Annotated in this window: 14 protein-coding genes; 6 read left to right on the top strand and 8 right to left on the bottom strand. The window is 67.9% G+C overall.

Translation table 11 applies throughout. The features are described 5' to 3' along the window. Positions 1-11: 11 nt before the first annotated feature. Both AC1DGI_RS02545 and AC1DGI_RS02540 read right to left on the bottom strand, forming a co-directional pair. Positions 12-518, bottom strand: coding sequence for a peroxiredoxin (locus AC1DGI_RS02545; RefSeq protein ID WP_476897644.1), 507 nt, complete (start codon positions 516-518; stop codon positions 12-14). Next, positions 515-934: a DUF3052 domain-containing protein gene (locus tag AC1DGI_RS02540; protein ID WP_441400597.1), complete on the bottom strand. Its 420-nt coding sequence runs from the start codon at positions 932-934 to the stop codon at positions 515-517. The genes AC1DGI_RS02545 and AC1DGI_RS02540 overlap by 4 nt, the downstream gene beginning before the upstream one ends. Positions 935-1,407: 473 nt before the next feature. Here AC1DGI_RS02540 and aceE point away from each other — a divergent pair, with 473 nt between their 5' ends. The 6 genes from aceE to fabF all read left to right on the top strand — a co-directional run bounded on the left by aceE (position 1,408) and on the right by fabF (position 9,472). Next, positions 1,408-4,188 carry a pyruvate dehydrogenase (acetyl-transferring), homodimeric type gene (gene aceE / locus AC1DGI_RS02535; RefSeq protein WP_476897643.1) on the top strand — a complete coding sequence of 927 codons (2,781 nt, stop codon included), beginning with the start codon at positions 1,408-1,410 and terminating at the stop codon, positions 4,186-4,188. Between the two features lie 151 nt (positions 4,189-4,339). Next, positions 4,340-5,584, top strand: coding sequence for a PucR family transcriptional regulator (locus AC1DGI_RS02530; RefSeq protein WP_441400593.1), 1,245 nt, complete (start codon positions 4,340-4,342; stop codon positions 5,582-5,584). 88 nt (positions 5,585-5,672) lie between these two features. Then, the gene (locus AC1DGI_RS02525; RefSeq protein ID WP_476897642.1) at positions 5,673-6,602 is read left to right on the top strand and encodes an ACP S-malonyltransferase; all 930 of its coding nucleotides are present in this window, start codon (positions 5,673-5,675) and stop codon (positions 6,600-6,602) included. Continuing rightward, positions 6,599-7,660, top strand: coding sequence for a beta-ketoacyl-ACP synthase III (locus tag AC1DGI_RS02520; RefSeq protein ID WP_476897641.1), 1,062 nt, complete (start codon positions 6,599-6,601; stop codon positions 7,658-7,660). The genes AC1DGI_RS02525 and AC1DGI_RS02520 overlap by 4 nt, the downstream gene beginning before the upstream one ends. Before the next feature lie 142 nt (positions 7,661-7,802). After that, the gene (locus AC1DGI_RS02515; RefSeq protein WP_175320862.1) at positions 7,803-8,048 is read left to right on the top strand and encodes an acyl carrier protein; all 246 of its coding nucleotides are present in this window, start codon (positions 7,803-7,805) and stop codon (positions 8,046-8,048) included. A gap of 188 nt (positions 8,049-8,236) precedes the next feature. After that, positions 8,237-9,472, top strand: a complete 1,236-nt coding sequence (fabF, locus tag AC1DGI_RS02510; RefSeq protein ID WP_476897640.1) for a beta-ketoacyl-ACP synthase II — start codon at positions 8,237-8,239, stop codon at positions 9,470-9,472. Between the two features lie 152 nt (positions 9,473-9,624). On the opposite strand, the gene AC1DGI_RS02505 is transcribed toward fabF, so the two are convergent. The 6 genes from AC1DGI_RS02505 to AC1DGI_RS02480 form a co-directional block, all read right to left on the bottom strand. Continuing rightward, positions 9,625-10,128, bottom strand: coding sequence for a DUF3145 domain-containing protein (locus tag AC1DGI_RS02505; RefSeq protein WP_441402896.1), 504 nt, complete (start codon positions 10,126-10,128; stop codon positions 9,625-9,627). Positions 10,129-10,500: 372 nt separating this feature from the next. After that, positions 10,501-11,427 carry a tyrosine recombinase XerC gene (locus AC1DGI_RS02500; RefSeq protein ID WP_476897639.1) on the bottom strand — a complete coding sequence of 309 codons (927 nt, stop codon included), beginning with the start codon at positions 11,425-11,427 and terminating at the stop codon, positions 10,501-10,503. A 77-nt stretch (positions 11,428-11,504) separates the two neighbouring features. Further along, the gene (gene dprA / locus AC1DGI_RS02495) at positions 11,505-12,692 is read right to left on the bottom strand and encodes a DNA-processing protein DprA (RefSeq protein WP_476897638.1); all 1,188 of its coding nucleotides are present in this window, start codon (positions 12,690-12,692) and stop codon (positions 11,505-11,507) included. A gap of 69 nt (positions 12,693-12,761) precedes the next feature. Continuing rightward, positions 12,762-14,309, bottom strand: coding sequence for a YifB family Mg chelatase-like AAA ATPase (locus AC1DGI_RS02490; RefSeq protein WP_476897637.1), 1,548 nt, complete (start codon positions 14,307-14,309; stop codon positions 12,762-12,764). Continuing rightward, the gene (locus tag AC1DGI_RS02485) at positions 14,310-14,666 is read right to left on the bottom strand and encodes a YraN family protein (RefSeq protein WP_349411446.1); all 357 of its coding nucleotides are present in this window, start codon (positions 14,664-14,666) and stop codon (positions 14,310-14,312) included. It abuts the gene before it with no gap. A 91-nt stretch (positions 14,667-14,757) separates the two neighbouring features. Continuing rightward, the gene (locus AC1DGI_RS02480) at positions 14,758-15,084 is read right to left on the bottom strand and encodes a DUF2469 domain-containing protein (RefSeq protein WP_056426737.1); all 327 of its coding nucleotides are present in this window, start codon (positions 15,082-15,084) and stop codon (positions 14,758-14,760) included. Positions 15,085-15,099: the final 15 nt, after the last annotated feature.

The following is a 15,099-nucleotide window of genomic DNA, read 5'->3' as shown; positions in this document are numbered from 1 at the left end:
GGCCCCCGCCGTCAGGTCCTGGCGAGTGCGGCCAGGGCGGACCGGTATTCGGCGAAGTCCCGGGCCTGCCCGCGGGGATTCACGACGACGTAACGGATGATTCCGTCCGCGTCGATGATGAATGTGCCGCGCTGGGCCATGCCGCTGGCGGGATCAAAAACGCCATACTGCTGCGCCACGGCACCGTGCGGCCAGAAGTCCGCGAGGAGATCGAAGGTGTACCCCTCCTTCTCCGCGTACGCACGCTGCGCGAACTTGCTGTCCACCGATACCCCCAGCACGACGGCGTTGCCATCGTCGAAAAGGGCCAGGTTGTCGCGGATTTCGCAGAGTTCCCCTGTGCAGATGCCGGAGAACGCGAAGGGAAAGAACACCAGGACCACGTTGCGGCCGCGCAGGGCGGCAAGCCGGACCGGCTCGCCGAACTGGTTGACCAGCTCAAAGTCCGGCGCCGCGTCACCGACGGCCGGCACGCGAGAAACCGGGCCGGCCGCAGCGGCGGAAGCGGCTTGGGTCACTTGTTCTTCCGCGTGACCAGGCGGGTGGCGCTCCAGTCCTTGGAGACGCCCGCCGAGGTGGTGTAGTGCAGCCCTGCGGTGGGAGCGGCGTCCTGGATCTCCGCCGGCGAAACGTAACCGACACGGCCGTTCTTGGGGGTCAGCACCCAGACCACGCCGCCTTCGGTCAGGGTGGTCCGCGAACCGACCAGGGTGTCAACGAGGTCGCCGTCGTCGGACCGCCACCAGAGGATAACGGCGTCTACTACCTCGTGGTCGTCCTCGTCGAAGAGTTCAGAGCCGGTGAGGTCCTCGATGTCGTCACGCAAGTCGAAGTCGACGTCGTCGTCGTAACCGAATTCCTGAATCAGATCCCCGTTTTTGAAACCCAATTTTTCCGCCACATTTACCGAAGTGGCGGCGTCGGCCTCGCTCACGTGTTGCTCCTATGCTGTTGGTGCTTCCTGGTGCCCCGCTTGGGGTACTGCAATTTCGCGTACTGCAATTTCAAGTGCTGCATTCTGTCTTGCTTTGAAGTGCCTGTGCCGCTAGTGATTTCCATTACTACCAGCCAACACCCTTTGGGCTTTCGCTTCAAGCTGCAGACCCGGCGATCCACCATATTCTGCGTCACACCGGGCCTTCCTGGGAACCCGGGAGGCCTCGTTGTCACAGAACCAGTATGCCCGTGAAATACGGCGGCGGCCCCACGCGACGGCTACGCATCCGCGGACTCGCCCGGCTAGAGTGGCTGATGACGACCATGCCTGCGCGGACAACCGACCGCTCCTACAACAGGGATGGTTGTGATTGGACCTAGCCCGGCGCACAGGACCGGGCTGCTGTTACCGATATGTCGCACACGTCGCGTTCACGCCAGGCAGTTACCCTGCCGGAGCTGAGGGTGCCGATGAATGCGCTCAAAGAGAGGTTGGACGTGGCTGCAGGAGAAGAAACCTCCCATATCCTCAGCGGGTTGACTAACCAGCTGCCTGATCGTGATCCGGAAGAGACCGCCGAATGGCTGGAGTCCCTGGACACCCTGATTCAGGAACAGGGCACCGAACGTGCCCAGTACATCATGCGCAGCCTGCTCCAGCGGGCCGGCGCACAAAGCGTGGGCGTGCCGATGGTAACCACCACGGACTACGTCAACACGATCCCGGTGGACCAGGAAGCGCCGTTCCCCGGCGATGAAGAGATCGAACGCAAATACCGCGCCTGGCTGCGCTGGAATGCCGCCGTGATGGTGCACCGGGCCCAGCGGCCGGACATCGGCGTCGGCGGCCACATCTCCACCTACGCGGGCGCTGCGACCCTTTACGAGGTCGGCTTCAACCACTTCTTCCGAGGCAAGGACCACTCCGGCGGCGGCGACCAGGTCTTCTTCCAGGGCCACGCCTCCCCCGGCATGTACGCCCGCGCGTTCATGGAAGGCCGCCTGACCGAGGAGGACATGGACGGCTTCCGGCAGGAGAAGTCCAAGGAAGGACACGCCCTCTCCTCCTACCCGCACCCGCGCCTCATGCCGGAATTCTGGGAGTTCCCCACCGTGTCCATGGGCATCGGCCCGATGAACGCCATCTACCAGGCCCAGTCGAACCGCTACCTGCACAACCGCGGCATCAAGGACACCTCCGACCAGCAGGTCTGGGCGTTCCTGGGCGACGGCGAAATGGACGAGCCGGAGTCCCGCGGCCTGCTGCAGCTCGCGGCCAACGACAAGCTGGACAACCTGAACTTCGTGGTCAACTGCAACCTGCAGCGCCTCGACGGCCCGGTCCGCGGCAACGGCAAGATCATGCAGGAACTCGAAGCGTTCTTCCGCGGTGCCGGCTGGAACGTCATCAAGGTCGTCTGGGGCCGCGAGTGGGATGCCCTGCTCGATAAGGACGAAGACGGCTCCCTCGTCAAGATCATGAACGAGACGGTCGACGGCGACTACCAGACCTACAAGGCCGAGTCCGGCGGCTTTGTCCGTGAACACTTCTTCGGCAAGACCCCGCAGACCAAGGACATGGTCGCGGACATGACGGACCAGGAGATCTGGAACCTCAAGCGCGGCGGCCACGACTACAACAAGGTCTACGCCGCGTACAAGGCCGCTACCGAGTTCAAGGGCAAGCCGACGGTCATCCTGGCGCACACGGTGAAGGGCTACGGCCTTGGCACCCACTTCGAGGGCCGCAACGCGACCCACCAGATGAAGAAGCTCACGCTCGCGGACCTGAAGGCCTTCCGCGACCACCTGCGCATCCCGATCACCGACGAGCAGCTTGAAGCCGACCCCTACCGGCCGCCGTACTACCACCCGGGCGCCGACGCACCGGAAATCAAGTACCTGATGGAACGCCGCCAGGCACTGGGCGGATTCCTCCCGGAACGCCGCTCCAAGCACACCGATGTGACGTTGCCGGGCGACAAGGCCTACGAAGTCGCCAACCGTGGTTCCGGCAAGCAGCTGGCCGCCACCACCATGGCTTTCGTACGCCTGCTCAAGGACCTGATGCGGGACAAGGAGTTCGGTTCCCGGATCGTGCCGATCATCCCCGATGAGGCACGCACCTTCGGCATGGACGCATTCTTCCCGACCGCCAAGATCTACAACCCGAACGGCCAGAACTACCTGTCGGTGGACCGCGACCTTGTCCTGGCGTACAAGGAATCCATCGCCGGGCAGATCGTCCACGCCGGCATCAACGAGGCCGGCTCGGTGGCCGCGTTCACCGCTGCGGGCACGTCCTACGCCACCCACGGCGAACCGCTGATCCCGATCTACGTCTTCTACTCGATGTTCGGGTTCCAGCGGACGGGCGACTCCTTCTGGGCCGCCGCGGACCAGATGACCCGCGGCTTCGTGATTGGCGCAACCGCGGGCCGCACCACCCTGACCGGCGAAGGACTGCAGCACGCCGACGGCCACTCCCCGCTCCTCGCCTCGACCAACCCGGCCGTCGTCAGCTACGACCCTGCTTACGGTTATGAGATCGGCGTCATCATGCGCGACGGACTCAACCGGATGTACGGTCCGGGGCTGGCCGACAACGACCCGTCGCGGAACGTGATGTACTACATCACTGTCTACAACGAGCCGATCTCCCAGCCGGTGGCCCCGGCGGAGCTCGACGTCGAGGGCATCGTCAAGGGCATCTACCTGCTGGCACCGGCCAAGATCGACGGCCCGCGCACGCAGATCCTCGCCTCCGGCGTGTCCGTCCCGTGGGCCATCGAGGCCCAGCGGATCCTCGCCGAGGACTGGGGCGTGTCCGCCGACGTCTGGTCCGTGACCTCCTGGACCGAGCTGCGCCGCGACGCCATGGCCGCCGAGGAAGACGCCTTCCTGAACCCGGGCCAGCCTGCCCGTGTCCCGTTCGTCACTGAACAGCTCGCAGGCGCCACCGGACCGATCGTGGCCGTCTCGGACTACATGAAGGCCGTCCCGGACCAGATCCGGCAGTTCGTCCCGAACGAGTTCGCCTCGCTCGGCGCCGACGGCTTCGGCTTCTCGGACACCCGCGCCGCCGCGCGCCGCTTCTTCAAGAACGACATCCACTCGATCGTGGTCCGTTCGCTGCAGATGCTGGCCCGCCGCGGTGAGGTCGACGCCCAGGCCCCGGCCCAGGCTATCGAGAAGTACCGCCTGCTCAATGTCAACGCCGGCACCACCGGCAACGCGGGCGGCGAGGCCTAACCCGCGCCAGCGGCGCAGGAGACACCACGACGGCGGTTCCCACCCTGGTGGGGGCCGCCGTCGGGCATTTAACCCGGTGTGATCCAGCCCAACGCGACTTGTAGCCTTTGCACAAATGGAGCTTGGCCCGCCTGCGCCGTATGCTCGAAGCATGGCAGAGCCCACCACCACTCCCGCAAAGCGCAAGCCGGCCATGCGGGCGCTGACCCCGGAGAAGGCCGAGACGCTCAAAAAGCTCCGGTCCAGCGTGGGCCAGCTGTCCACAACCACCCTGCGTCAGCTGGAAAAGTCGCTGCCCTGGTACAGCCGGCTGAACTCCGATGAACGGTCCGCCCTGGGCATGGTCGCGCAGAACGGCATCGCCGCGTTCGTGACCTGGTTCGAGCGGCCCAGCTCGCCCTCCTGGATCCTCTCCGACGTCTTCGGCACGGCACCGACCGAGCTCACCCGCTCGATCAGCCTGCAAAAGGCGCTGCAATTGATCCGGATCGTCGTGGAGGTGGTCGAGGAGCAGGTCCCGGTCATCGCACCGGAAGCCGACCAGGCCGCCCTGCGCGAGGCAGTGCTGCGTTACTCGCGCGAGGTGGCGTTCGCCGCGGCCGACGTCTACGCCCGCGCCGCCGAGACCCGCGGTTCCTGGGACACCCGGCTGGAGGCGCTCATAGTCGACGCGATCCTGCGCGGCGAAAACACCGATGCGCTCCGCTCCCGGATTGCCGCGCTGGGCTGGAAAGCCCAGGAACGCTTCACCGTGATGGTGGGAAATTCGCCGTCCGAACCGAACGCCAGCTATGTCAGCGAACTGCGCCGCACGGCCGGCCGCTTCGCCGAGGACGCCCTGGTCGGCATCCAGGGCGACCGGCTCATCCTCATCCTGGGCGGGGTGCAGGACCGCGAGACCGCGTGCCAGAAGCTCAGCGAACTCTTCGCCCCGGGCCCGGTGGTCTACGGGGCCGAGGCTGCCTCGCTGCCGGAGGCCAGCAGCTCCGCCCAGTCGGCCTTCGCCGGCCTGACCGCGGCACGGGCCTGGCCGTCCGCGCCGCGCCCCGTGGCGGCCGACGACCTGCTGCCGGAGCGCGTGATCTCCGGGGACGACGCCGCCAGGCGCTCACTGGTCAAGAACATCTACCGGCCACTGCTCGCCGCGTCCAATGGGCTGGTGGAAACCCTCGGGACGTACCTCGAACTGGGCCATTCACTCGAAGCGACGGCCCGCGAGCTCTTCGTCCACGCCAACACCGTCCGGTACCGGCTCAAGCGGGTTTGCGACGTCACCGGCTGGGACCCGCTGATCCCCCGGGAGGCGTTCGTGCTCCAGGCGGCGCTGGTGGTGGGCAGGCTTTCGACCCCGCCCAGGCCCTCCACGGAACGCCAGCCGTCCCGCAACAACACCTGACCCGTTGTAGACTTCCTACAAACCGACCCGGTGAGCTTGGTGCATGAAAGTACCGATGAATCACGCGGCAATTTGGAAAGCTGGATACGTGCTTGCAATCGTCTGCCCTGGACAGGGCTCCCAGACCCCTGGTTTTCTCGCCCCCTGGCTGGAACTGCCTCCCGTCGCAGGCCACCTGGCCTCCCTTAGCGAAATCGCAGGTATCGACCTCACTGCCCACGGAACGACTTCGGACGAGGAGACCATCAAGGACACCGCCGTCGCGCAGCCCCTGATCGTCGCCGCCGGACTCGTGGCCGCCAAGTCCCTCTTCGACGTCGAACTGGGCACCCTTCCGGTCATCCTCGCCGGACACTCGGTGGGCGAAATCACCGCTTCCGCCCTCGCCGGCGTGCTGACCGAAACCGAAGCCATGACCTTCGTCCGCGAACGCGCCAACTCGATGGCCGCCGCCGCCGCGGCAACCCCCACGGGCATGAGCGCCGTCGTGGGCGGCGACCCCGCCGAAGTCCTGGCCGCGATCGAGGCCTGCGGCCTGACCCCGGCGAATGTCAACGGCGCCGGCCAGACCGTGGCCGCCGGCACCCTGGAGCAGCTCAAGGCCCTCGCCGAGAATCCGCCGGCCAAGGCCCGCGTGATCCCGCTGAAGGTCGCCGGCGCGTTCCACACCTCGCACATGTCCCCCGCCGTCGCTGCGTTGCAGGCCCTCCGGCCCTCGCTGCACCCGCGGAACCCGCAGGTCCCGCTGCTGTCCAACTTCGACGGCGCCGAGGTCACCGAGGGCGGCGCCGCCGTCGACAGCCTGATCGCCCAGGTGTCGCGGCCGGTCCGCTGGGACCGCTGCATGGAGACCCTCGTGCAACGCGGCGTCACCGGCGTGATCGAGCTGGCCCCGGCCGGGACGCTGGCCGGACTGGCCAAGCGCGGCATGCCCGGCGTGAAGACCGTCACCGTCAAGACCCCGGATGACCTTTCCGCCGCCTTGGCCCTATTCGCAGAACTGGAGGGAGTGAAATGAGCGCTCCGACCCTGAAGCAGGCCCCCCTCAATGAAAACAGCCGGGTGATGGGCGTGGGCGCCTACCGGCCCGACGTTATCGTCACCAACGAGGACGTCTGCCAGTGGATCGACTCCTCGGACGAATGGATCCGGCAACGCACCGGCATTATCACCCGCCACCGGGCCTCCGCCAACGTCAGCGTCATCGACATGGCCGAAGGCGCCTCCCGCGAGGCCCTGCAGAAGGCCGGCGTTGACGCGTCCGAACTGGGCGCCGTGATCGTTTCCACCGTGACCCACCCCTACGCGACGCCCTCCGCCGCCGCGAGCCTTGCCGACCGCCTCGGGGCCACCCCGGCGCCGGCGTTCGACATTTCCGCCGCCTGCGCCGGGTACTGCTACGGCATCGCCCAGGCGGACGCCTTGGTCCGCTCCGGCGCGGCCAAGTACGTGCTGGTGGTCGGGGCGGAGAAACTCTCCGACGTCATCGACAACACCGAACGCACCATCTCCTTCCTGCTCGGCGACGGCGCCGGCGCCGTCGTCATCGGCCCGGCCGACACCCCGGGCATCGGCCCGTCGGTATGGGGATCGGACGGCAGCAAGTGGGACGCCATCGGCATGACCCATTCCATGCTCGACATCCGCGACTTCGCTGCCGCCGGCAAGCACGGGAGCGCCCTCAGCGAGGGTGAGGCCGCCGCAACCGAAGCCGCCCTGTGGCCCACGTTGCGCCAGGACGGCCAGACGGTGTTCCGCTGGGCGGTCTGGGAAATGGCCAAGATGGCGCAGCAGGCCCTCGACGCCGCCGGGGTCAAGGCGGAGGACCTCGCGGCGTTCATCCCGCACCAGGCCAATATGCGAATCATCGACGAGATGGCCAAGAAGCTCAAACTCCCGGACACCGTCAAGATCGCCCGGGATATCGCCGAAGCAGGCAATACCTCGGCGGCCTCCATCCCCCTCGCCACCCACCGCTTGCTGCAGGAAAATCCTGAACTGAGCGGCGGGCTGGCCCTGCAGATCGGCTTCGGAGCCGGACTGGTCTTCGGCGCCCAGGTGATTGTGCTTCCATAGCACGGCACCGCTCTTCCCGGCTGTTCGCATTTCACAACAGCACGGATTCCCAAACCAAGCCGAACCCTCGGTTTGAATCATTTCGCCAGAAACGCCCGGAAGCGCCGGGAGCAGACGGCAACAACAAGAAAAGGAGCCATCAATGGCTAGCAACGAAGAAATCCTGGCCGGTCTGGCTGAAATCGTCAACGAAGAGACCGGCCTGGCCCCCGAGGCCGTCGAGCTGGACAAGTCCTTCACCGAGGACCTGGACATCGACTCCATCTCGATGATGACCATCGTGGTCAACGCCGAAGAAAAGTTCGGCGTGCGCATCCCGGACGAAGAGGTCAAGAACCTCAAGACCGTCGGCGACGCTGTCAGCTTCATCGCCAACGCCCAGGCCTGATCCCGCCTGCACCCCGGCTTCGGCCCCTTCCGGCCGGACCTGTGGCCGGCCCGGGACGCTTCAACAGCTTCCCGGGCCGGCATACCACGGCCGCCTTCTTTCAGTACCACCCCGAGATTTCCTTACGCAGGCCCCGGCCGCCCCATCAGGCTCCGGACACGGCAGGCGCACCGACAGAGAGTGATCCCATGACACGCAAAGTAGTCATTACCGGTCTGGGTGCCACCACGCCCATCGGCGGCGATGTCCCCACGATGTGGAAGAACGCGCTGAAGGGCGTCTCCGGCGCGCACACGCTTGAGGACGACTGGGTAGCCAAGTACGAGCTGCCGGTGCACTTCGCGGCACGCGCCTCCACTCCCGCCCTCGACGTCCTAAGCCGGGTCGAAGCCAAGCGCATGGACCCGTCCACGCAGTTCGCCGTGGTGGCCTCCCGCGAGGCCTGGGCCGACTCCGGCATCACCGACATCGACCACGACCGCCTGGCCGTGGCCTTCGCCACCGGCATCGGCGGCGTTTGGACCCTCCTGGACGCCTGGGACACCCTCCGCGAAAAGGGCCCGCGCCGGGTCCTTCCCATGACCGTGCCGATGCTGATGCCGAACGGCCCGGCTGCGGCTGTCAGCCTTGACCTGGGTGCCCGCGCCGGCGCCCACACCCCCGTCTCCGCCTGCGCGTCCGGCACCGAAGCCGTGCACGTGGGACTGGACCTGATCCGCTCCGGCAAGGCCGACGTCGTCGTCTGCGGCGGTGCCGAAGCCGCCATCCACCCGATGCCGATTGCCGCTTTCGCCTCGATGCAGGCGCTCTCGCGCCGCAACGACGATCCCGAGCACGCCTCGCGCCCCTACGACCGCGACCGCGACGGCTTCGTCATGGGTGAGGGTGCCGGCGCGCTGGTCCTCGAAGCCGAGGAGCACGCGATCGCCCGCGGCGCCCGCATCTACGCCGAACTAGCCGGCACCTCGGTGACCGCCGACGCGTACCACATCACCGCCCCGGACCCGGAGGGCCTCGGCGCCACCCGGGCGCTCAAGGCGGCCATGTTCGACGGCCGTATCCAGGCCGAGGACGTCGTGCACGTCAATGCGCACGCCACCTCCACCCCGGTCGGCGACAAGCCCGAATACACCGCGCTCAGGGCCGCCCTCGGCAGCCACGTCGACAACGTGGCGGTCTCCGCCACTAAATCGCAGATGGGGCACCTGCTGGGCGCCTCCGGCGCGGTGGAAGCGGTGCTGACCGTGATGGCCGTGTACGAGCGCAAGGCGCCGGTCACGATCAACCTGGAAAACCAGGATCCGGAGATCCCGCTCGACGTCGTCACTTCCGAGCGTGCGCTGCCCGGCGGAAGCATCGTGGCGCTGAGCAACTCCTTCGGCTTCGGCGGCCACAACGCCGTCATCGCCGTCCGCAGCCTCTAGGCGGGCTCGGGCCGGCTCCGGCCCGCACGCCGAAATGACAGATGGCGGCAATGTTCTTCGTGAACATTGCCGCCATCTGTCATTTGGCGTTGCTATGGAGTGCGGTGGGGGTGGGCCAGGCGGCGGAAACCTGGGTCCAGAGGGTGTCGGTCCTAGCCGACCTGGTGAAGCCAGCGCACCGGGGCGCCTTCGGCGGCGTGCCGGAAGGGCTCGAGTTCCTCGTCCCAGGCCTCACCAAGGGCGAGGGAGAGCTCATGGTAGACCGCGGAGGGGTCGCCGGCGCCGGATTCATAGGCGTAGCGGATGCGGTCCTCGGAGACCATGATGTTGCCGTGTACGTCCGTGACGGCGTGGAAGATGCCAAGTTCCGGAGTGTGCGACCAGCGGCCGCCGTCAACACCCTGGCTCGGCTCCTCGGTGACCTCGTAGCGCAGGTGGGCCCAGCCCCGGAGAGCAGACGCCAATTGAGCCCCCGTCCCGGCTGTTCCGGTCCATGAGAGCTCTGCCCGGAACATTCCGGGCGCAGCGGGCTGGGCAGTCCAATCAAGGTCCGTCCGCTTGTCCACGACAGACCCAATGGCCCACTCAACGTGGGGGCACAGGGCGGTCGGGGCCGAGTGAACGAACAAGACACCGCGGGTTAGTGCAACAGACATTCCATCCTCCATAGCTATAGGTACGTCTTCCCCAACGACCTCTGCCTGGATGTCCGTCTGTTGCGCGGATCCGTGTGCGGGGCGGTTGCCCCTGCCTGACTATTCAGTTTTTCAAAGCACTATCGCATTTTTCGCAGCAGTTTCGAAACCCCGTGCCGCAAAAAATAGGTCCGGGTCTCAGGTGGTGAAAACGATGCTCTTGAGCTTCAAGCACCACTTGAAAGTTGCCGGGCGTGAATCTCATTCTGCCCCACCCCGGCTAATTACGCCAGTGCAATTCGGCGCGTCGCACCCCGGCGAGTCGTTTTATCTGACCAACTCGTCAGCCGGGCGTCCGACCGCCTTCTGCCGCGTGGCGGTGGAGGGGGCAGGTCAGGCGCGCGGGTGGGCCTGCAGGTAGCTCTTGCGGAGCCGGTCGACCGAGACGTGGGTGTAAATCTGCGTGGTGGCCAGGCTGCTGTGGCCAAGGATTTCCTGCACGGCACGGAGGTCCGCCCCGCCGTCAAGCAGGTGGGTTGCCGCCGAATGCCGCAGCGCGTGCGGACCGGTGGCGGAGGTGTCCCCCAGCCCGTCCAGTTGCCCCTTCACGACGCTGCGGACCTGCCGCTGGTCCACCCGCTTGCCGCGCGCGCCGAGGAAGAGCGCCGGGCCCGAATCGTCCGTAGCCAGGGCCGGACGTCCACGGCGCAGCCAGTCGTCGACTGCGAGCGCCGCGGGGAGGCCGTACGGTACCGTGCGTTCCTTGTTGCCTTTGCCGATGACCCGCAACGTCCGACGGTCCGGGTCGAAATCGTCCACATCCAGGCCCGACAGCTCCCCGACGCGCACGCCGGTGGCGTAGAGCAGCTCCAGCATGGCGCGGTTCCGCAGGGCCAGCGGATCGCCCTCGGCTGCGGCCGTCTCGGCCCCGGCCACGAGCCGCTGCACCTGCCCTTGCTGCAGCACGCCGGGCAGGGACTTTTCCCGCTTCGGCGCCCTCAGCCGCAGGGCCGGGTCGACGGCGATGAGTTCCTCGCGGACGGCCCAGGCGGTGAAAGCCCTAGCGGTGGCGGCGTGACGGGCCAGCGTAGCGCGGGACTTCCCCGCTTCGCTCTGGGCTCCCAGCCAGCGGCGCAGGGTGCCAAGTTCGAGATCGGACAGGTCCCCGGCCCCCTCCGTGGCCGCATGTGCCAGCAGGCTTCCGACGTCGGCGAGGTAGGCGCGCACGGTGTGCACGGAGCGACCCCGTTCCGCATCCAGATAGCGGCCGAAAGCGTGGGCGGCCTCGGCGAGCGCTGTGGGCAGTTGCTGGGTCGGCACCCTCCAACTCTCCCAGCATTCACGCCCGCGCTGGTGGAGCTTGTCGGCGCGCCGCCGGGTCGGGCCGATCCCGTGCGTTACCCCGCCGAGGAAGACCGCTTCCAGCCGCCGCCTCGGGATTCGGCCAGTCCCAGCAGGCCAAGCCGGCCGAGGCCTGCGCGGACCGATTCGGCGCTCAGCCCGGCGACGGTGGCAAGCTTCTCAACCGAACTGGTAATCCTCAGCGGCAAGGCGTCCAGCAGGATCAGGTCCTCCAGGGTCAGCCCGTCGTGGGCTTCCACCCGGCCGGACTTGGCGTCGGGCAGCGAGTCGCCGCTGGGCGAGGCCAGTTCGGCGATCTCGCCCGCGTCCGTGACGCACACAGCCCCGCCCTCGCGCAGCAACCGGTGGCAGCCGGCCGAGTTGGCGCTGTGCACCGAGCCGGGCACCGCTCCGACTGGCCTGCCCAGAGTTTCGGCATGGTGCGCGGTGTTCAGCGCCCCGGACCTCCACCGGGCCTCAACCACCACCGTGACGGCGGCCAGGGCTGCGATGAGTCTGTTGCGTTGCAGGAAGCGGTATCGCGTGGGTGCCGACCCCGGCGGGACTTCGGCCAGGACCGCTCCCTGGTTGGCGACGGCGCGGAGCAGGTCCTCGTTGCCGGCAGGGTAGAACCGGTCAACTCCCCCGGCCATGACGGCAATCGTAGGCAGGCCGCCGGCAGCACCGGCCAGGGCGGCCCGATGCGCGTGGGCGTCGATGCCGTAGGCTCCGCCGGAGATGATCGTAAACCCCCGCTGGGCCAGCGCGTAGGCAAGATCGCCGGTCACGGCGGAGCCGTACGAGGTGCTGTCCCTGGAGCCCACCAACGCTATGGCTCTGCCCGCCGGCGGCAGCTCCTGCTCCACGCCCCGCCACCAGAGGCAGAGTGGCTCCTGCAGCGCCAGGTCCGCGAGCTGGCCGGGCCACAGTGGATCCGCCGGAATGATCAGGCGGCCGCCGAGGCGCTGCACGGTCGCGAGGTCGCGCGCCGGCGCCAGGTCGGGAACTCTCGGTGCCCAGCGTTTCAGTGCCAGGCCCAGCCCGGTCCAGCCTCCGCCTGCGCCGTGCTCCTCCAGCACGTGGGAGAGTTCCTGTTCCAGCCCGGGCCCTGCGGTCAGCTGCCCGGTCGCGATCCTCAGGGCGTCTTCTGCTCCGGCGACCCGCACGAGCGCCAGGCCTGCGGCGTCCTGGGGTTCCAAGAGCCTGGACAACGCGGCCCGGGCAGTCCGTTCGTTTTCAGTCATGGTGCTGCTTTCTCTTCGTGCTGCTCTCTTCTCAAGCCGGGGTTCCGATGCCGGCATCCCGTGGCGCCGTCAGGCGGCTGTGGCTGTGGCCTGCCGAAGGCCGAGTGCCTGGCCGATGTCGTCGGCATCGGGGACGGGGCGGGCAGAGAGGTCCGCGAGGGTCCAGGCCAGGCGCAGGACCCGGTCGTAGCCGCGGGCCGTGAGGGCGCCGCGTTCCAGTGCCCGGTCGAGAATCCGGGTGGTCGGGCCTGCCAGCCGCAGCGGGCCGCGGAGCACCCGGCCCGGTACCTGCGCATTGGTTTCCAGCCCGAGCGGCCGGAGCCGGTCCAGTTGACACTCCCGGGCTGCCTGCACCCGCACCGCAATCTCGGCTGTGGTCTCTTCGCCGCGGGGCTGGCCGAAGTCCGCGAGCGCCACGCGTTCAACCTCCAGCTGGATGTCGACCCGGTCCAGCAGCGGGCCGGACAGCTTGGCGAGGTAGCGGCGCCGCATCATCGGGGTGCAGGTGCAGTCCACCCCCTTGCCGGAGGCTTTGCCGCAGGGACAGGGATTGGCGGCGAGGACCAGCTGGAACCGGGCCGGGTAGGCTGCCGTGCCCGCCGAGCGGTGGATGACCAGTTCGCCGCTCTCGAGCGGCTGGCGGAGTGCGTCCAGGACGCGTCGTTCGTACTCAGGGGCCTCGTCAAGGAAGAGCACGCCGCGGTGGGCGCGGGAGGCCGCCCCCGGCCGCGGGAGCCCTGATCCGCCGCCAATGATCGCGGCCGCTGTGGCCGTGTGGTGCGGGTTCTCGTAGGGCGGCCGGCGCAGCAGTGTGACCGTGGCCGACGTCAGCGAACTCAGTGAGTGGATTGCTGTAACTTCCATCGCCGCCCTGTCGCCAAGGTCCGGCAGCAGGCCCGGCAGCCGTTCGGCCAGCATCGTCTTGCCAGCCCCCGGGGGGCCGGTGAGCAGGACGTGGTGCGCCCCGGCCGCTGCCACCTCCAGGGCCCGCCGCCCGTCGCCCTGGCCCGAGACGTCGCACATGTCCGGCACCACGTCGGCGCCGGCGTCGGCCCCGGGGTCGTCCGGTTCGTCGTCATCGGGTTCGAAATCCAGGGCCAGCTCCTGCGGGTCGGCGCCGAAGTCGAAGGCCAGCCGGGCCAGGGTCCGGTAGCCGCGGACCTGGGCGCCCGGCACCAGTGCGGCCTCGGCAGCGTTCGCCTGCGCCACCACCACCTCTGGAAAGCCCGCCTGTACGGCAGCCATGACGGCCGGGAGGATGCCGCGCACGGGGCGCAGGCGTCCGTCCAGGCCAAGTTCCGCTAAGAAGACATGCCGCCCGGTGGGGCGGACGTCGTTGGCGGCCAGCAGCACGGCCATGGCGATGGACAGGTCGAACCCGGAGCCTCGCTTGGGCAACGACGCCGGGATCAAGTTCGCGGTAATCTTCCGTCGGCTCAATGGGATACCCGAGTTCTGCGCCGCGGATCGGATCCGTTCCTTCGCCTCGTTGAGCGATGCGTCCGGGAGGCCCAGGATGACGAACGCCGGAAGGGTCTGGCCGATGTCGGCCTCGACCTCGACGATGTAGCCGTTCAACCCGACCAGCGCGACCGAATAGGTCCGCCCCAGCGCCAACTACCCCACCCCTTTGAGGTGTTCGATGGCCGGTCCGCCGGTGCCGTCGTCGAGTACAGCGATGACGTCCACACGTCGAAGCGGCATCCGCAGCTCATGGTCCCGGCACCACGCCGAGGCCAGCCGGTGCAGCCGCGCGAGCTTATCCACGCCCACGGCCTCGAAAGGGTGCCCGTAGGCGAGGGATTTACGTGTCTTGACCTCGGCGATGACCAGGGCGTCGCCGTCGAGCGCCACGATATCGATCTCGCCCTCCGGGCAGCGCCAGTTGCGGTCCACGATCCGCATGCCCTGGGCTTCGAGGAAGCCGGCGGCGAGTTCTTCGCCGCGGCGGCCCAGCACATCCTTTGCTCTCATGCCTCCAGCGTGCGTCCTGAAAAGACGCCGCCACAGGCACCGGTTGGGCTATGTGGGTAACTTCAGCCCTTGCACCAGCTCGGGACGGGGATCAGTTGCCCAGGCCCTCGACCTTGGGCAGGGCCAGCTCCTCGCTGCGCGGGAGTTCCTCGACGTTGACGTCTTTGAAGGTGATGACGCGGACGCTCTTGACGAACCGGGCGGAGCGGTACACGTCCCAGACCCAGGCGTCCTGCAGCGTCAGGTCGAAGTACACCTCGCCGTCGGCGCTGCGTGCCTGCAGGTCCACGTGGTTTGCCAGGTAGAAACGCCGCTCGGTCTCGACCACATAGCTGAACAACCCGACGACGTCGCGGTATTCGCGGTAGAGCTGCAGCTCCATGTCGGTTTCATAGTTTTCAAGGTCCTCGGCACTCATGGTTCCATCTTGCAC

This window comes from Arthrobacter sp. 05N428_2, from assembly GCF_056397065.1.
Note: the sequence above shows the minus strand (reverse complement) of the source record. Positions and strands in the feature narration are given on the sequence as shown.